Here is an 18,637-nt window from a genome sequence, read left to right as displayed (position 1 = left end):
CGTTAAGCTTGTTGTCTATAGGTTGACTTTTTCTCTGATTGTCTGAGGTGTTCTACTTAGAAGATTAAAGAGAAAAGAATATAGATTAAAGAAGAGAAATATCTGAATAAAAAAATTGAAGTAGTTCTAAACGAGAGCATGGGTAGGGTGAATAAATTGGTGTTGGTCTTGATCCTTTTTGGTGGATTTGCGATTATGCAGGCACAGGAGCAAGCGCAAGAGCTTGAGGGGTTGCAGTTGTCGATCAGCGGGCGTGGACTTGCGGCAACCGGATCGGAAAATCCGTTCTGGATGTACAGCAACCAATATGGGCGACTGGATGCAGAGACTAGTGTTTTGGGATTAGCGCAGGTGGCCTATGCGACTCGCTTTAACGAAAACAATCGTCTTGAAATTGGCGGGGGGCTTTTGGCTAATGACGGAATCTATGATGGGGTTAAGGCCGATGAGCTTTATGCTACCTACACCTGGAAGTGGATAGAAGCCAATGCGGGGTTAAAACACCGGGAGCGTAAACTCAACGGAATCTCGAGCGTAGATGGCGATATTGTATGGAGTAATAATGCAAGGGCTTTGCCCGGGGTCTATATCCGTATGTTGAAACCCTTAAAAGTATTCAAATGGTTGGAGGCCTCGGCAACCTTTGGGCATTACTTTTTAGAAGAAGATCGTTATGTGCGAAATGCGCAAGTGCACCATAAGAGCCTAGAGCTGGCCTTGGTATTCAGTCCCGGAGACCGCCTGAGTGGAAGTATGAAGCATTATGTGCAATTCGGTGGGACCTCACCGGTGTATGGGGAACAACCTGATGCCTTTTCAGATTATGTACGTGTTTTTTTTGGAAGTTCTGGAGGGGCCGAGGCGAGTGGAGGTGATCAAATCAACAGTTTAGGAAATGGTTTGGGTTCGTATGAACTCGCGTATGAATTTACTCGCCCAACCTACTATCTGAAACTCTATCATCAAAATCTTTTTGAAGATGCCTCGGGGATCGAGTTGAATAATTTTCCCGATGGGGTGTGGGGGGCTTATTTAGAACCCGAAGGCATTTCTTGGTTGGATGCAATAGACCTGGAATATGTACAAACCGTATCGCAAAGCGGCCGACCGGTTGCTGGAATTTATGGAAAAGAAGGAGATCGATATTTCTACAACTTTACCTATAGATCGGGCTGGACGTATGACCGCCGGGTGATAGGTTTGCCTTTTATTTTACCGGGAGCTTATGATGCTGAAAATTATAACGACCGTAGTTATGTGGTGCACTTAGGAGCAACCGGAAGTTATGGGAATTGGCAGTACCGCGGAAAAATCAGTTATGCGACCAATTTAGGAACGTATAATTTTCCGTACAACTCCCGTGAACACGCGCTTTACAGTTACGGGGAGTTGCGTTATACTACCACTTTTGGCGTTTTTACCGGAACTTTAGGCCTCGATTGGAGTGACCGAACGCAGAACACCCTAGGTGTGGGCTTGGGGTATCAGTATCGATTTAAACTGTGAACGATTTCCTTTTATAAGGGGGTGAGAAAATAAGATAAGTGAGGTTTCCGCCTTCGCGGAAACAGTCAAAATAATGTTTTTTCGCCTTCGCGGAAACGGACAAAATAATTTTTTCCCGCCGGAGTTTATTCTGAGCGATAGTCGAAGGGCGGAAATAGACAAATAAAGTTTAAAGTACGAGATTCCCTTCTGCAAGGGAATGGAAAATAAAGTTTAAAAATTAAAGATTCCCTTCTTCAGGGGAATGAAATAAATAAGGTTTTCCGCCTTCGCGGAAATGAAAAAAAATGTACTTCTAATGAAAGTTAAAAACATCTGTTGTATTGGCGCCGGGTATGTAGGCGGGCCTACAATGGCGATCATCGCCCAAAAATCACCGGAAATAAACGTGACGGTGGTAGATATTAACGAGAAACGTATTGCAGCCTGGAATGACCCGGATGTGGAACAAATTCCGATCTATGAACCGGGGCTTTCTGAGGTGGTGGCTGAGGCGCGAGGTCGCAACCTATTTTTTTCAACGGATGTGGATGCTGCGATCGATGCAGCCGATATGATCTTTATTTCGGTCAATACGCCTACCAAAACCTACGGAATGGGTAAAGGCATGGCTGCTGATCTTAAATATATTGAGTTGTGCGCACGGCAAATCGCCAGAGTAGCGAAGAACGATAAGATCATTGTTGAGAAATCTACCTTGCCCGTACGTACGGCGGAAGCCTTAAAGCGTATTTTGGATAATACCGGGAATGGCGTGAACTTTCAGATCCTGTCAAATCCGGAGTTTTTAGCCGAAGGTACCGCGGTGACCGATTTGCATAAGCCCGATCGTGTGTTGATTGGGGGCGATGTGGATACGGAAAGCGGGCGTGAAGCCATTCAAGCCTTAGTGGACGTGTATGCACATTGGGTGACGCCTGATAATATTTTAACCACCAACGTATGGTCTTCCGAACTTTCTAAATTGACGGCTAATGCCTTTTTGGCACAACGGGTATCGAGCATCAATGCGATGTCTGAACTTTGTGAAGTGACCGAAGCCGATGTGCAGGAGGTGGCTAAAGCTATTGGGATGGACAGCCGGATTGGCTCTAAATTCTTAAAAGCTTCTGTAGGCTTTGGAGGCTCATGTTTTCAAAAGGATATTTTGAATTTGGTGTATATCGCAAAGTCTTTTGGTTTGAATGAAGTGGCTGATTATTGGGAGCAGGTGATTTTGATGAATGATCATCAAAAACGCCGTTTTGCCGCCAAGATCGTTAAGACCTTGTTCAATACGGTTTCCGGAAAGAAAATAGCACTTTTGGGCTGGGCGTTTAAAAAAGATACGAACGATACCCGTGAATCTGCAGCCATCTATGTAGCTGACTATTTGCTGAATGAGCAAGCGGAGATCGTAGTGTATGATCCTAAGGTAACTCAAGAACAGATCCTGGCTGATCTGGATTATCTGGGGACGCGTTCCGAAGAAGATAACCGTAAGCTGATCACTGTGGTGAATACCGCAGAAGCTGCGTGTACAGAAGCACACGCGGTCGCCGTGATGACCGAGTGGGATGAATTTAAAACCTTAGATTGGGAAGCGATCTATACACACATGCTTAAACCGGCATTTTTATTTGATGGACGCCGCTTGCTGGATAAAGAGGTGTTGACGGATCTAGGATTTGAGTTTTATGCGATAGGGAGTTAAGATGGCTTGCAATGGCTTTAAGCTCTAGGTAAGCTATGGTGAGAAGTAACTGAGAATTTTCATGCTCTACGAACTTTTCTTAGACAGGATTATAACAGGCATTTGTTCTTTTTTGCATTGTCAAAAAAAGAACCAAAAAACGCTAGGCTTAAGAAAACGACTCTAAATTTATCATTCGCCTTCTAAATTTCCTTAACTCCCCTCTGGGTCAAACAAAAGGAAATTTCACGAAGATCTCATTTCAAATTTTACGAGTCCTTTTCTATAGGCCGTAAAATGCTTTCTAAATAGCATTAGTTTTAGTACCTTTTTGTGCAACTGGTACTTGTTACATCAAATGAATTAAGCGGAGTGTTAAAGGAGTTTAATTTGTATCGAGAAGGATTACAAGTAAAGCTGTTCAATTTAGGATTAGCGCTGGAGTTCTCGATACTATGTTTTCGCGCTTGTGCGCTCTAACATCACTCGAACTGACCTAGTTTGTCACTTCGAGTGAATCAAGTGGAGTGATAAAGGAGCTTAGTTTGTATCGAGAAGGATTACAAGTAAAGCTGTTCAATTTAGGATTAGCGCTGGAGTTCTCGATACTATGTTTTCGCGCTTGGGCGCTCTAACATCACTCGAACTGACCTAGTTTGTCACTTCAAGTGAATTAAGCGGAGTGTTAAAGGAGTTTGATTTGTATCGAGAAGCGGTTTTTAGAGGCAATATTGGATTAATCGGGATTTGTATTGCTTGGAGTTCTCGACTGCGCTCGAACTGACAAGAAGTTTTAAAATGATAAAAACGGTACTGTATTAATGAAAAACACTGTAACTAAACTATAAGTGCTAAACGAGGTCTTAACGCCTTTTTTAACTATTCATATTATGAAAATTCTTATTACCGGCGGAGCCGGGTTTATCGGTTCGCATGTGGTACGCCGCTTTGTATTGAATTATCCTAATTACGAAATCTACAACTTGGATGCCTTGACTTACGCAGGGAATTTAGAGAATATAGCAGATATCGAAAATCAAGCTAATTATCATTTTATCAAGGGCGATATCACAGAAGCTGCTTTTGTAGAAGCACTGTTCAACGAACATAAATTTGATGGGGTGGTACACTTGGCCGCAGAATCACACGTAGATCGTTCTATTAAAGATCCTTTGGCTTTTGTTAAAACGAATGTTATAGGAACGATGAATCTATTAAATGCTGCTAAAGCGATCTGGGAAGGTGCTTATGAAGGGAAACGCTTTTATCACGTGAGTACCGATGAAGTTTATGGGGCTTTAGGAACCGAGGGTTTATTTACCGAAACCACCTCCTACGATCCCAATTCCCCATATTCTGCTTCTAAAGCAAGCTCTGATCATTTTGTGCGCGCTTACGGAGAAACCTACGGCTTGCCTTATGTGATCACGAATTGTTCTAATAATTACGGTCCCAACCATTTCCCGGAAAAGCTGATTCCTTTGTTTTTGAACAACATCATTCATAATAAACCTTTGCCGGTTTATGGAGATGGTAAGTATACCCGTGATTGGTTGTACGTAATTGACCATGCACGTGCCATTGATCTTGTATTTCATAAAGGAGTTGATGCGGAAACCTACAACATTGGTGGTTTTAACGAGTGGAAGAATATTGATCTGGTCAAATTACTCTGCACGCAGATGGATCAAAAGCTCGGTAGGGAAGAAGGCACTTCTGAACGTCTGATCACCTTTGTAAAAGACCGCCCGGGACATGATTTACGGTATGCTATTGATGCCACTAAAATCAAAAATGAATTGGGTTGGGAGCCTTCTGTAACTTTTGAAGAAGGGTTAAAGCAAACCATAGATTGGTATTTTGATAATCCCGAGTGGTTGGCTCGCGTCACCAGTGGGGCGTATCAAGAGTATTATAGTAAGCAATACGAGGAGTAGGGTAGAGCCTCTCATTCCCGACCCCTTTAGCTCCCGAAGCTTCGGGACCGAAAAGGGTGTCAGCTACGGGCTATTAATAATGCGATAAGGGTATCTATATTATTTTATCGCGATAAGGCGCTGAAATCCCGATAACTAACGGGGTCACTCGAACTGACCTTAGTTTATTATTTCGAGGGCAGCCGCGAAGTATCAACTAGTATCTATTTAAAAATCAGAATACTTTAAAATACGATAATGATTTATGGGTAAACGCATTTTAGTAACCGGCGCTAATGGACAATTGGGACAGGAATTGCAGGTGTTGGCATCGTCTTATCCTGATCTGGTATTCGATTTTGTAACACGAAAGACCTTTGATCTGGAGCAGGATGAACTTATGCTTGCCTATTTAGATCAAACCACACCTGATTATATCATCAACTGTGCGGCCTATACCGCAGTCGATAAGGCAGAATCAGAACCTGAACAAGCAAAACAAATCAATCAGCTTGCTGTAGCTACACTAGCAAAGTGGAGTGCGCAGCATCAAGTAAAGTTGCTGCATGTTTCTACGGATTATGTATTTGATGGGAAATCTGAGATCCCCTATTTAGAAAATGATAATACCAATCCTCAAAGTGTGTATGGAAGTACCAAGCGCGCCGGGGAGGAGGCTGCGATCGCTGCTTGCCCTGAAATAATCATCATTCGTACCGCTTGGGTATATTCGGCTTTTGGATCTAATTTTGTGAAAACCATGCTGCGGTTGATGCAGGAGCGCGATTCTTTAAACATTGTAAATGACCAGATCGGGAGCCCTACTTATGCAAGAGATCTGGCTGCGGTAATCTTAAAAATCATTGCAACAGAACATTGGCAAAATGGAATTTATCATTATTCCAACAGCGGTCGAATTAGTTGGTTTGAATTTGCCCAAGCTATTAAGGAACTGGCCGGTTTAACATGTGACCTCAACGGGATTCCTACCAAGGCCTACCCAACTCCTGCACAGCGACCTGCCTACTCTTTACTGAATACAGAGAAAATCCAAAAAAATTATAAGGTTGCTATTTCTAACTATACTGTTAGTTTGCAACGTTGTTTACAACAGCTCAGTACTATCTAAAGCATTTATAATGAAAGGAATTATTTTAGCCGGAGGCTCCGGTACCCGATTGTACCCCTTAACCCGTTCAATTTCGAAGCAGTTGATGCCGGTTTATGACAAACCGATGATCTATTATCCCTTGTCTGTATTGATGTTGGCGGGGATCGAAGAGGTGTTGATCATCTCTACGCCTCAAGATCTGCCTAATTTTCAGCAGCTTTTAGGCGATGGGTCTGATTTTGGGATTCAGTTAAGCTATGCCGAGCAGCCAAGCCCTGACGGTCTGGCACAAGCCTTTATTATCGGGGAGGAATTCATTGGCACTGATGATGTGTGTTTGATTCTGGGTGATAATATTTTTTATGGGCATGGACTTACCGAGTTGCTCGGCGCAGCGGTAAAGAATGTTACCGATGCTCAAAAGGCGACGGTTTTTGGGTATTATGTGCAAGATCCCGAACGCTACGGGGTAGCGGAGTTTGACGCGGCAGGTACGGTGATCTCTATTGAGGAAAAACCGCAAGCGCCCAAGAGTAATTATGCGGTGGTAGGTTTGTATTTTTACCCCAATTCGGTTGTTGAGATCGCTAAGGGGATCAAACCCAGTGCGCGCGGGGAGTTAGAGATCACGAGTGTGAATCAAGCGTATTTAGAAGGGGGGAGTCTTAAAGTAGAATTGATGGGGCGGGGTTATGCGTGGTTAGATACCGGAACTCATGAGTCTTTGCTTGAAGCCGCTAATTTTATTGAAACGATAGAAAAGCGACAAGGCTTAAAAGTAGCCTGTCTTGAGGAAATCGCTTTTGAAAAGGGTTATTTAAGCCGCGAACGCCTAGAAGAATTGGCACAATCTTTAAAGAAGAATGAATACGGCCAATACCTATTGCGCTTGGCTGCGAAAAAAAAGAAACGCTAAGATTTATGCAAGCAACAGAAACAGCATTAAAGGGCTGCTATATTATAGAGCCGCGGGTTTTTAAAGACGATCGCGGCTATTTTTTTGAAAGTTTTAATCAAAAGGCTTTTGAAGAGCTCATAGGGCAAAACGTAAATTTTGTACAGGATAACCAGTCTTTTTCTCAATATGGCGTAATCCGTGGGATCCATTTTCAACAGGGCGAACACGCCCAAGCCAAACTCGTTCGGGTATTGGCGGGAGAAGTGCTGGATGTTGCTGTAGATTTACGTGAAGATTCAGAAACCTACGGGCAGCACGTGGCGGTAAAGCTTACCGCAGCGAATCACAAACAACTCTTTGTGCCTCGAGGCTTTGGTCATGGGTTTGCAGTATTGAGCAAAACTGCAGTCTTTGCTTATAAATGTGATAATTATTACCACAAAGCTTCTGAAGGGGGCATTGTGTATAATGACCCAAGATTAGCTATTGAATGGGGTATTCCAGAAGGCAAGGTGGAGGTATCTGATAAAGATAAAATTTTAGATTTTTTTTAGAACGTAACTTTAGATTTTGAATGCAGCCAATCGGGTAGCGGCCAATACCCTAATTCTATATGGACGTATGCTGTTGACTATGGGGATCACCCTGTACTCCACACGTTTGGTCCTGAATGCCTTAGGAAGTACTGATTATGGGATCTATAATTTGATTGCCGGTATTATCGTTATGCTTTCTTTTTTAAATACCGCAATGGCTACTTCTTCGCAGCGGTATTTATCCTTTCACCAAGGGAGAAAAGATCTTCAAAAGCAAAAGGAAGTGTTTACCAATAGTTTCTTTTTGCATATAGCCATAGGGATCCTCATAGTTCTAGGATTGGAACTGGCCGGTTTGTTTTTATTTGACAGCTTTTTAAACATTCCTGCAGATCGCATTCATAGTGCTCGTGTTATCTATCACTATATGGCTGTAACGGTTTTTTTTACGGTGATTACCGTGCCTTTTAATGGCTTATTGATAGCTCATGAAAATATGCTCTGGGTAGCTTTTGTGAATATTGTAGAAACTCTACTTAAGCTGGGTATTGCGTTATTTTTATATACCTTGAGTTCCGACCGCTTGGTGGTATATGGGATTTTAACCGCAAGTATTGTGGTGGTGAGTTTTGGCTTGTATAGTATATTCTGTTTTAAAAAATACCCTGAATGCACGTTTAAAGGGGTGATGAAACCTGAACGCGGTTTTATAAAGGAACTGGCGGGTTTTGCAGGGTGGAATTTATTTGGAGCCCTATGTGGAATGGGACGTAATCAAGGGTTAGCCTTAATCCTAAACTTGTTTTTTGGTACAGTGGTCAATGCAGCTTATGGGATTGCGAATCAAATCAATGCTCAATTACAATTTTTTTCGAGAACCATGTTACGGGCGTTAAATCCGCAAATTATGAAAAGCGAAGGAGCTGGTGACCGAGAACGAATGTTACGCTTATCCATGATGGCGAGTAAATTTGGATTTTATCTTTTAGCCATATTTGCTTTACCAATAATATTTCAAATTAATGATATTTTGCTTTTTTGGTTAAAAACTGTCCCACCTAATACGGCTATTTTTTGTCAACTTATTCTAATTGGAGCAATGATGAATCAGTTAACCATAGGTCTTCAATCGGCTATGCAAGCTTATGGTGAGATAAAGCTTTATCAAATAATTGTTGGTGGAACTTTAATCATGAATCTTCCCATTGCTTACGCTATTTTATATTTTTTTGAACTACCACCATATGTTGTAATCTTAAGTTATATTATTATAGAATTCTTGGCTTGTGTTTTAAGAGTGCTATTTGCCCATTATAAACTTAATTTACCTGTGAGGGTTTATTTAAATGTGGTTGTTCTTAAAGAAGTTTATGTCGTTGCTATTGTAGTTATGATTAATGCTATTTTATATTATTTATTAGAATTTAAATACGATTTCATATTCAGTGTATTATGTTCTTTAATATTTAATGTCTGTACTATTTATCTTGTAGGCCTTAATGCTAATGAAATGAAAATCTTAAATAATATTATTACCAAAGTAAAATCCAAACTGTTTTGATGAAAAAAGAGATAATTGTATTCGGTCCATTTGATAGATTTAATTATGGTGATTTGCTATTTCCTTATATGATTGAATATGCATTCAATAAAGTGAGTAATAGGAATGATTTAGAATTTAAGAAGTATTCATTGGTAAAGGCAGATTTACGAGATAAAGGAGGCGTGCTTTCAGGGAATTTTAAAGAAATGTATGAAGAAATAAATCAAGCGCAAATTAGCAATGTTATTGTAGCTGGAGGAGAATGTTTAGCTGCAAGATGGGATAACCTCTATTCATATATTTCGCCGAGATATAATTTTTTTAGGCAATACGATTTATTTAGAAAGTTATTTAGACGGATACCAATTGCAATGAAGTTAATGGGGAGTGAGAGGGAGTTCCCATACGTCTTGGATTCGACTATATTTACAAATCAGGTCAATATTTTTTATAATTCCGTTGGGGGAGCGTCACCTAATCTAGAAGTTATAAATAGATTAAAAAAATCAACCTATGTAGCAGTAAGAGAAACTTATAGTTATGATATCTTACGAAAACATCAGGTTGAATGTAGGTTGGTCCCGGATAGTGCAATAATAATGTCAGATGTCTATAATAATGAGAAATTTTTTGCTGAAAATGTTGTTAGAAAGCATTTAAAAAATCTTGGTAATTATGTATTTCTCCAAGTTTCAAAATATAAACATGAAAATGCTATAGATGATATAGTAGCGCAAATAAAACATCTTAGCAAAGTAAAATCTTTATCAATAGTTCTTTGTCCTATAGGAACTGCTGGAGGGCACGAAGATCACATCCCCTTAAAGGAGATTTATGATAAATTGAATGATAATAACGTTAATAACGTGCATTTAGTAGATCTTCCTAGCGTAATGGAAATTATGTGGCTTATTGCTAATTCTTCACTTTATATTGGTACCAGTCTTCATGGTATTATTACAGCTATGAGTTTTGGAGTTCCTTATGTAGGTTTAAACAAATCTCAAGTTAAGTTAAAAGGATATGTTGAAACATGGGGATTGAGTGGACTTGATCAAATTCAAGATTGTAATAACTTTTACGATTATGCTAATAAATGCTTGCAAGTACCTAGTGATGAGATTAAAATGCATTCAGATAAAGAGAAGGATTTATATTATCAACATATATCTCAAATAATCGATTTAATTGACTAAGGAAGTATAAGGTGATTGTAAGTGTAATAATTGTAACTTTTAATGGTGCTAAATGGATAGATAATTGTTTAAAGAGTGTCTATGAATCAGATATACCAGTTGATGTAATTATCATAGATAATGATTCTAATGACAACACTTTAGATATAATCCGAAGTAATTATGAAAGAGCGAAAGTATTTAGTACTGGTGAGAACCTAGGTTTTGGAAAAGCAAACAATATTGGAATTGCACATGCAATTAATAGTGGGGCTGAGTATATTTATCTTCTTAACCAAGATGCATATGTTGAAATTTCAACCATTCGCGAACTTATAGTATTATCAAAAAGGAATATAGATTATGGAATTTTGAGTCCGATTCAATTAAACGGGATTGGAACTAAGTATGATTATAATTTTAAGAATATTATAGAAACAATCGATTCTACTTCACACAAAGAACCATTAGTTGCAGTAAATTTTGTTATGGCTGCGCACTGGTTAATCACTAGACATTGTATTTCTAAGGTAGGAATGTTTGATCCTATATTTGCACATTACGGGGAAGATAATGATTATTGTAATAGAGTTAGGTACCACGATATGAAGATTGGTATAGCTAATGATGTAGTCGCTTATCATGATAGAGAAGATCGAAAATTTGATATTGAAAAAAAAATAAATCAAATGTATCGGTCAGGAATTGCTATACTAACAAATATTAATTTTAGTCTAGTGCATTGTATAGGTAGTTTTTTACATTTTTCTTTTAGACTATTGATTAGATATAGAAAATACTGGAATTATTCATTCTGGAAGCAAGTTTATAGTCTTAACTATTTTATATTTTCCAATTTTAGAAAAATTTTAAAAAGGCGCAAAGAGAATAAAATTCAAGGCATATAGGTATTACTTACAACGTGGTATAGGCATATTGAAAATCATAGAAATCATATGACATCTGTAATTATTCCAACTTATAAAAGACCCTCGCAAATAAAGCGTGCCATTCTCTCGGTTTTAAATCAAAGCTATAAAGATTTTGAAATTCTTGTTATAGATGATGATCAAGAAAATGAATTCAATATTGAACAAGAGATCGCGTTAATAGGTGATCATCGAGTATTATATTTGAAAAATGAACGTACAAAGGGGGGGAATGGCGCTCGTAATACAGGTGTAGTGAATGCTAAAGGTAAGTACATAGCTTTTTTAGACGATGATGATATTTGGTTGAAAGATAAGCTGTTCCTGCAATATGAACGAATGCAAACTTTAGATGAAACTTGGGCAGGTTGCTATTGTGGCTGGAAGGTTGAACAAAATACTTTTCTAAATGGTCAAGAAGGAGATTTGTTTGAGGCTTTTTTGACGCATCAACATCGTTTTGGAGCCAGTTCAACCCTTTTTATACGAAGGAGTGTATTTGATAAAGTGGGTCTTTGGGATGAAGATCTAATTCGTTATCAAGATTATGAACTCATGGCGCGTATTTATAAGGAATATCTGTTTGCTCACGTGAACAAGGTGCTAGTAGATGTGGATGGTCATAATATTCCGAATTTGAATAAGATCAAACAGGCGAGTACGAAGTTTGTGAAAAAAATTGAAAAACTTACAGAAGATAACTTAACGTTACAAGGTTATTTTAAGTCACATTTATACCGTTCTCAGGCTGTCTTATACGCCCTAAACGGAGAAGCTAATGAGATGTTCAAACTTATTCTAAGCTCATTAAAAGTAAAAATGTTAAGTCCTAAAAAATATATCGCTTGCTTCACTTACCTGTTGAACTATTATACCTTTAAGAAACCATTTGGCACGCATAGAAAGTATATGACCGAAATTTTTGCCAAAACCACATCAAATAAGTCTTAGTGATTATAATTTACATTCACTATAAATAAAATTTGGCGTGGTTAAGATAAAGACCTTATTCATACACCTAGTTCTCTTCTTGGCTATTTTTTTGGTAGACCAAGTCGTTCTGATTTTACCTCTGTTTGTATCCAGTGTTTTATACTTTTTGGCACAAAAAAAGTATAACTTTTTCTTAATTGCAGGAGTGTACTCTTTATGTTTAGGTAGTGAGATCTATTTTTATGCCTATAGCCTAATTTTAGTTATACACCTTATTCTAACTAAAAAAACGTTTCAAAATATTTATGTCTTAAAAATTAGTCGATTACTGTTATTGTTTATAGGGTACCTATTTCTTTCTTATATCGTACAGCTGTTTTATAATTATAGCTTACTCTCCTTCCCTCTATTTTTTGTCACCTTTTTGTCACCTATGGGGGTTTTATTATTCTTAGGTAAATTAAACAAGACAAATTATTCAAAGGAATATATATTTCAACAAATCTTACACATCGCAATAGCGCAAGCAATTATTGCTCTGTTACTTCAGGCTATACCTACGGGGATAGGAGCAATTCTGAAAAGGCCAACATTAGGAGATGTAGTTGTTGGTACAACTGGAGATCCAACAGATTTATCTATACTTATGATTTTCAGTGTTCTTCCATTTTTAATAGACTTTAAGAGGGGTAATTTGAAAATTATCATTATACTAGTTTTTTTTATTGTTATGATGGTGCTTAATGATTCCAAAACACATTTATATGCTCTACTTTTAGTTTCTATATGTACTTGGTTGATAAACCGGTTTTTCATCAATAAGAGCCTTATAACGAAATCGCTTTTTATAGTTTCAGCTGCTACTTTAAGTGTATTCGCACTAAATTATGTGTCAGATTTCACGCAGCGCGTTGAGTCAAAATATGGGGATTATATCTCGGGGCGCTATGACGCGAAGTCTAGGTATTACCAGTATACCTTTTCTTTAGATACTCGTCCCTTTACTCAATATGTTTTTGGTACTGGCCCAGGCACTAATGGTACCCGTGCGGCAAATGCACTGGCTTATGATGTCATGTATAAAAAGGACAATACAGTGCAACTTCCAGGTTTTATCCCTCCTTCTTCCAGTAGGTTTACAAAAGACTATATAAGTGGTCTTTTTACAGAGGAATATGCAGAGTCCAGTAATTTTAGAAGTGCAGTTTTAGGAAATCCATTTAATTCGATTTGCGCTTTATTTGTTGAATTCGGGATTGTTGGTTTTTTTCTTTTCTTTTTATTTTTATTTCAATGTATTAAGAATTCGATTCAATTGAAGAATAATACTTTATCAAAGATTATTTTATTTTCAGTTCTAACTAATATAGTGGTATCATTTTTAGATCAAACATTTGAAACACCAATGCCTATGCACTTTATGTATTTCTTTATTGGGTTGGGATTAACAGAAAAACATTTTAGTGATGCTTTTTCAAGATTATAAAGCCAATACTAATAACACCAAAGGTAAAGTTGTAACATTCTGCTTTAGATTAGCTAGTTTTGCTTATAATCATGGTAAAATTGTAAAACTATTATTTTATCCATATCTTATTTTTTATAAAGCTCTATTTGAATGGTTGATAGGTTTTGAAGTACCGGCTTCTGTCAGCATAGGCAAAGATTTTGTTGTGTATCATCTTCAGGGCATAGTAGTAAATAAAAATACGGTCATAGGAACTGGTTTTAAATTGAGACAGACAGTGACCATAGGTAATGCAAAGGAGGGTGGAGATAGTCCTAATATTGGTAACAATGTAGAAATGGGAGCGCATAGTTGTATACTCGGAAGTGTTAATATTGGTAACAATGTGATCGTTGCGGCAGGAGCTGTTGTGTTAAATGATGTGCCTGATAATTGTGTTGTGGGTGGGGTGCCTGCTAAAATTCTGAAACGATTATAACTATGATACGACAGACTACGGCACGGCAAGTAATTACTGTAGGGTCTCAATATAAAGATCATCGTGGAGGAATTGGAGGAGTGATTGAACGCTATTCTAAACATTTTGAGGTTTTTAATTATGTTTGCACTTATGGAGTTACAACAAATAAAATAACCATTATTTGGAATTTCTTAAAAGCTACTTATTTATTGTCTAAACGGCTGATACAAAACCCTGAAATTCAAATAGTGCATATACACGGTGCCGCAAAAGGAAGTGTAATTCGCAAATATGTTTTATTTAATTTGTGTCAACGTATATTAAAAAGAAAGGTTGTTTTTCATTGTCATGCATCTGAGATGGAGGTTTTTTATAAACAGAGTCCTAGTATTATACGATGGATTCTAAAAGATTTTTTTAACAATACTACTGCCATCATATGTCTTTCTAAAAGTTGGGAACATTTTTTTACAACAAACTTTACCCCTAAAAAGTTATTTGTGCTTGAAAATATTGTTGATGATCCCATAGATCATACCTTAAACACATTGCCTCCTACATCGCCTCTTAAAGTTTTATTTTTAGGTGCAGTGGGTACGCGCAAAGGAATTTTTGATTTATTGCAAGTCTTGGCTGATAATAGATCTTTTTACCAAGATAAAATTCTACTAACTGTGGGTGGGAATGGAGAAATAGAACGTCTGGAAGCCTTTATAATTGAAAATAATCTTGAAAAAGTTGTAAAATTTGAAGGTTGGGTATCAGGTGTGAAAAAGGTACAGCTTTTAAAAGAAACAGATATCTATATTTTACCTTCTTATAATGAAGGCTTGCCGCTTTCGGTATTAGAGGCTATGTCGTACTCAAAACCTATAATTAGCACCTATGCAGGTGGGATACCTGAGATTGTAAAACCAAAAGTGAATGGAATTTTGGTAAATCCCGGTAATACTCGTGAAATTGATGCTTCTTTAAAAACATTTATAGATAACCCTCAGTTAATTCAAGTTTATGGTGAAGCTTCACAAGAGATGGTTCAAGCGCATTACGCCAAACAAGTAATGCCAAAACTAGAGTATATATATAACAAAATTTTAGGGGTGGTATGAAGTTTTTAGCTATAGCTTCGGTAGGAGGACATTGGGTACAGCTCCTAAGATTAAAACCACTATTCGAAGGTAGTGAAGTTGTTTTTATCTCTACCAAAGCATCTTTTGCTTCCTTTGTACCGCATTCTAAATTTTACACTATTCCCGATGGAAGTAGAAAAAATCCAATAAGCCTTTTAAAAAGCATTAAAGTTTTATTTAATATTATCTTACGGGAAAAGCCGGATGTTCTGATATCAACCGGGGCAGCACCCGGGTTACTTGCGCTTTTATGCGGCAGACTACTAGGAAAAAAAACAATCTGGGTAGATAGTGTTGCCAATGTTGAGCAACTTTCTTTGAGCGGGAAAATTGCTAGTAAATTTGTAAGTCATGTTTACACGCAATGGCCTAATTTGGCACAAGGGAGAATTAAATATGCCGGAAGTGTCTTGTCTAAAGATCAGAACTTATGATTTTTGTAACTACCGGGACGCAAGAACCCTTTGATAGGTTAGTTGCTTTTATAGATCAATGGAGTCAAACTATTGATGAAGAGCTTGTAGTACAGGCGACAGTTAAAGCGTATCAACCTAAATATATTAAATTAACTCCATTTATTGAACCTGAACTCTTTGAACGCTATTTTAATACAGCTCGATTAATTATTGGTCACGCTGGAATGGGAACAATCATCTCTTCTTTGGTCGCTTCAAAGGTGTTAATCGTTATTCCTCGTTCGGCAGCCAAAGGAGAGCATCGCAATGAGCATCAGATGGCGACAGCCAAAAGAATGAATGAGTTAAATTATGTGCGTGTGGCATTTAACATTGAAGAACTCCGTGTTCTTTTAGAGAAATTGCTTGATCAAGAAACCATTCAACCTCTGTGTAAATTGCGGCCTTTTGCAGATGAAACTTTAATTTCCTCTTTAAAAAGAGATTTAAATTTGAATTAAAATTTGGATATACGTAAACGTATTCTAGTTACCGGGGGTGCAGGTTTTATTGGATCCCACCTGTGTAAGCAATTGCTTAAAGAAGGTCACGAAGTGCTCTGTTTGGATAATTATTTTACGGGGAGCAAGGAAAATATTGTGGACCTATTGGCCAATCCGTATTTTGAATTGATTCGGCATGATATCACCGAACCTTTTTATGCAGAGGTGGATGAGATTTACAATTTAGCTTGCCCTGCCAGCCCTGTACATTACCAGTACAATCCCATCAAAACCATTAAGACTTCTGTAATGGGAGCAATCAACATGCTCGGGCTTGCCAAACGGGTTAAGGCAAAGATCTTACAGGCCAGTACTTCGGAGGTGTATGGAGACCCTGCAGTGCATCCACAACCGGAAACCTATTGGGGGCATGTGAATCCTATAGGACCGCGTTCCTGTTATGACGAAGGCAAGCGTTGTGCAGAAACTTTGTTTATGGATTATCATACTCAAAATGGAGTTGCGATCAAGATCGCCCGGATTTTTAATACCTACGGCCCGCATATGAGTATCAATGACGGTCGGGTGGTGTCTAACTTTGTGGTGCAAGCTTTGCGCGGGCAACCATTATCTATTTTTGGCGACGGAAGTCAGACCCGAAGTTTTCAATATGTAGACGATCTGGTTGATGGTTTGGTGGGTTTGATGCAAACCGACGCCTCGATTACGGGTCCTGTGAACCTGGGGAATCCGGCGGAGTTTACCATGTTGCAATTGGCTCAGGAGATTATAAAACTAACAGGTTCTTCTTCCAAACTGGTGTTTCAACCTTTACCTCAGGATGACCCCCAACAGCGTCGGCCCGATATCTCCAAAGCCAAGACTTTACTACAGGGTTGGGAGCCGCAAGTAGATATACAGCAAGGTTTAAGTCATACCATTGCTTATTTTGAAAAGCAATTGTCCTCTAAAAAGATCAAGTAAGGTCGTACTTATTTAAAAAAAGTTAACTTGTGCCTGTGTTAGATTCGTTGAACTAACCTATCACTGTTGAATCCCTAGCCGTATGAAACGTTCCGCACTGGTGGTGCCCATTAGTATTTTGATCCATTTAAGCCTGTTGAATGGGATGCTTGCTTGGTTTATACCCAACTTGTATTTTGATATTAATTCAATGCTGTTTTTTAATGCGACGTGGTTGTTGAGTGCTTATGCGATCGACTATTATCCAACTTCACGTAAGGAACGCTTCTTTACCAATATTCATAAACCCATTCAGTTGTATTTGCTGTTTACTTTGGGCTATTTTGCGTGGTTTAGTCTGAGTCAAACACCACTTCATTCTATTGCCTATCACCGCAATGTACTGCTGTGCTTATTTGGAAGTTTGCTATTGTATCGCATCCTGTTTTATTATGCCCGAGGTAAATACCGGGAAGTTGGCGGGAATGCGGTCAATGTGGTGGTGATCGGCCGCGACCGTAATTTAAAGAAAATCCGTAAGGTGTTTGATGAACCGGACTTGGGGTATCGGTATTTGGGGTATTTTGACAACGGGCATTCTAAAAGCCCTACCTATTTAGGAAAAGTGGAAGAGGCGTTTACCTATTTTAAGCGAAAAGATGTGCACCAGATCTTTTGTATTGCCTCGCGTTTGTCGCAACCCCAATTGTTTAATTTGATGGCCTATGCCGATAATAACCTGATCAAGCTGAAGATCGTGCCTGATAATAAAGAGATCTTTACCCGGGCGATGACTATTGAGCTTTATGATAATGTTCCCGTATTAAACTTACGCGAACTGCCACTAGAAACTCCTATTGCTAAAGTCGTAAAGCGAAGTTTTGATGTGGTGTTTGCCCTCTTGGTGATCGTAGGGGTGTTGTCATGGTTGAGCCCATTGATCTATATTTTGCAACGCTTTGATTCTAACGAACCCTTATTTTTTAAACAACGTAGGCACGGGGTGAACCGCAAGGTATTCTGGTGTTATAAATTTCGTTCCATGGCCACAACGGCGGATGCGGATACCAAGATGATGACCAAGAATGATAAACGGGTGACCAAGTTGGGAAGGATCTTAAGACGTACGAGTATTGATGAGTTGCCACAGTTTTTTAATGTGTTGCTGGGGGATATGAGTGTGGTAGGCCCTCGACCGCATATGGAGGTGCATACCGAAAAATACCAAAGCTCAGTGGATAAATATTTGGTACGCCACTTTGTAAAACCCGGGATCACCGGTTTGGCGCAAGTACGCGGGTATCGCGGGGAGATCATACAGCAAGCCGATATCATCAACCGAACCCGTTTGGATATTTTCTATGTAGAAAAATGGAGTTTGTGGTTGGATGTAAAGATCATTATTAAAACCGTATTGAATGCGATTCAAGGGGAAGAAAAAGCTTACTAATACCATTTAGCGCTTCCGCCTTTAAAAGATAATCTTATTTTTGAGCAAA

Annotated in this window: 17 protein-coding genes; all 17 read left to right on the top strand. The window is 38.6% G+C overall.

Going from position 1 to position 18,637, the window contains the following annotated elements; genetic code table 11:
* Nucleotides 1–138 precede the first annotated feature (138 nt).
* The 17 genes from LDL79_RS02845 to LDL79_RS02765 all read left to right on the top strand — a co-directional run bounded on the left by LDL79_RS02845 (nucleotide 139) and on the right by LDL79_RS02765 (nucleotide 18,588).
* Nucleotides 139–1,506, top strand: coding sequence for a capsule assembly Wzi family protein (locus tag LDL79_RS02845; protein WP_225599088.1), 1,368 nt, complete (start codon nucleotides 139–141; stop codon nucleotides 1,504–1,506).
* 298 nt (nucleotides 1,507–1,804) lie between these two features.
* Complete coding sequence (locus LDL79_RS02840; protein WP_167597784.1) at nucleotides 1,805–3,199, top strand: nucleotide sugar dehydrogenase; 1,395 nt, start codon at nucleotides 1,805–1,807, stop codon at nucleotides 3,197–3,199.
* Between the two features lie 866 nt (nucleotides 3,200–4,065).
* On the top strand, nucleotides 4,066–5,115 hold the full coding sequence (gene rfbB, locus LDL79_RS02835; RefSeq protein WP_167598889.1) for a dTDP-glucose 4,6-dehydratase: 1,050 nt from the start codon (nucleotides 4,066–4,068) through the stop codon (nucleotides 5,113–5,115).
* A 244-nt stretch (nucleotides 5,116–5,359) separates the two neighbouring features.
* Nucleotides 5,360–6,223, top strand: coding sequence for a dTDP-4-dehydrorhamnose reductase (rfbD, locus tag LDL79_RS02830; protein ID WP_225599087.1), 864 nt, complete (start codon nucleotides 5,360–5,362; stop codon nucleotides 6,221–6,223).
* Between the two features lie 10 nt (nucleotides 6,224–6,233).
* On the top strand, nucleotides 6,234–7,121 hold the full coding sequence (gene rfbA / locus LDL79_RS02825) for a glucose-1-phosphate thymidylyltransferase RfbA (RefSeq protein WP_167597782.1): 888 nt from the start codon (nucleotides 6,234–6,236) through the stop codon (nucleotides 7,119–7,121).
* Between the two features lie 5 nt (nucleotides 7,122–7,126).
* On the top strand, nucleotides 7,127–7,657 hold the full coding sequence (rfbC, locus tag LDL79_RS02820) for a dTDP-4-dehydrorhamnose 3,5-epimerase (protein WP_225599086.1): 531 nt from the start codon (nucleotides 7,127–7,129) through the stop codon (nucleotides 7,655–7,657).
* A gap of 16 nt (nucleotides 7,658–7,673) precedes the next feature.
* Entirely contained in the window at nucleotides 7,674–9,200 is a 1,527-nt protein-coding gene (locus LDL79_RS02815) for an oligosaccharide flippase family protein (protein ID WP_167597780.1), read from the top strand.
* Nucleotides 9,200–10,378 carry a polysaccharide pyruvyl transferase family protein gene (locus tag LDL79_RS02810; protein ID WP_167597779.1) on the top strand — a complete coding sequence of 393 codons (1,179 nt, stop codon included), beginning with the start codon at nucleotides 9,200–9,202 and terminating at the stop codon, nucleotides 10,376–10,378. The genes LDL79_RS02815 and LDL79_RS02810 overlap by 1 nt, the downstream gene beginning before the upstream one ends.
* An 11-nt stretch (nucleotides 10,379–10,389) precedes the next feature.
* The gene (locus tag LDL79_RS02805; protein ID WP_167597778.1) at nucleotides 10,390–11,265 is read left to right on the top strand and encodes a glycosyltransferase family 2 protein; all 876 of its coding nucleotides are present in this window, start codon (nucleotides 10,390–10,392) and stop codon (nucleotides 11,263–11,265) included.
* Between the two features lie 48 nt (nucleotides 11,266–11,313).
* The gene (locus LDL79_RS02800; protein ID WP_167597777.1) at nucleotides 11,314–12,237 is read left to right on the top strand and encodes a glycosyltransferase family 2 protein; all 924 of its coding nucleotides are present in this window, start codon (nucleotides 11,314–11,316) and stop codon (nucleotides 12,235–12,237) included.
* Between the two features lie 415 nt (nucleotides 12,238–12,652).
* Nucleotides 12,653–13,705, top strand: a complete 1,053-nt coding sequence (locus LDL79_RS02795; protein WP_167597776.1) for a hypothetical protein — start codon at nucleotides 12,653–12,655, stop codon at nucleotides 13,703–13,705.
* Nucleotides 13,686–14,165, top strand: a complete 480-nt coding sequence (locus tag LDL79_RS02790) for a serine O-acetyltransferase (RefSeq protein ID WP_167597775.1) — start codon at nucleotides 13,686–13,688, stop codon at nucleotides 14,163–14,165. The genes LDL79_RS02795 and LDL79_RS02790 overlap by 20 nt, the downstream gene beginning before the upstream one ends.
* Nucleotides 14,166–14,167: 2 nt before the next feature.
* Complete coding sequence (locus LDL79_RS02785) at nucleotides 14,168–15,256, top strand: glycosyltransferase family 4 protein (protein ID WP_167597774.1); 1,089 nt, start codon at nucleotides 14,168–14,170, stop codon at nucleotides 15,254–15,256.
* Complete coding sequence (locus tag LDL79_RS02780; RefSeq protein WP_167597773.1) at nucleotides 15,253–15,711, top strand: glycosyltransferase family 28 protein; 459 nt, start codon at nucleotides 15,253–15,255, stop codon at nucleotides 15,709–15,711. The genes LDL79_RS02785 and LDL79_RS02780 overlap by 4 nt, the downstream gene beginning before the upstream one ends.
* Complete coding sequence (locus LDL79_RS02775; RefSeq protein ID WP_167597772.1) at nucleotides 15,708–16,193, top strand: glycosyltransferase; 486 nt, start codon at nucleotides 15,708–15,710, stop codon at nucleotides 16,191–16,193. Before LDL79_RS02780 ends, LDL79_RS02775 begins: the two co-directional genes overlap by 4 nt.
* A 9-nt stretch (nucleotides 16,194–16,202) precedes the next feature.
* Nucleotides 16,203–17,159 (top strand): UDP-glucuronic acid decarboxylase family protein, encoded by a 957-nt coding sequence (locus LDL79_RS02770; protein ID WP_167598888.1) that lies wholly within the window; start codon nucleotides 16,203–16,205, stop codon nucleotides 17,157–17,159.
* A gap of 82 nt (nucleotides 17,160–17,241) precedes the next feature.
* Entirely contained in the window at nucleotides 17,242–18,588 is a 1,347-nt protein-coding gene (locus LDL79_RS02765; RefSeq protein ID WP_225599085.1) for an exopolysaccharide biosynthesis polyprenyl glycosylphosphotransferase, read from the top strand.
* Nucleotides 18,589–18,637 lie beyond the last annotated feature (49 nt).

The sequence above is a fragment of the Leeuwenhoekiella palythoae genome, assembly GCF_020310025.1.
Lineage (GTDB): Bacteria > Bacteroidota > Bacteroidia > Flavobacteriales > Flavobacteriaceae > Leeuwenhoekiella > Leeuwenhoekiella palythoae.
The sequence above is the reverse complement of the archived record's forward strand: the minus strand, read 5'-3'. Positions and strand labels throughout refer to the sequence as shown.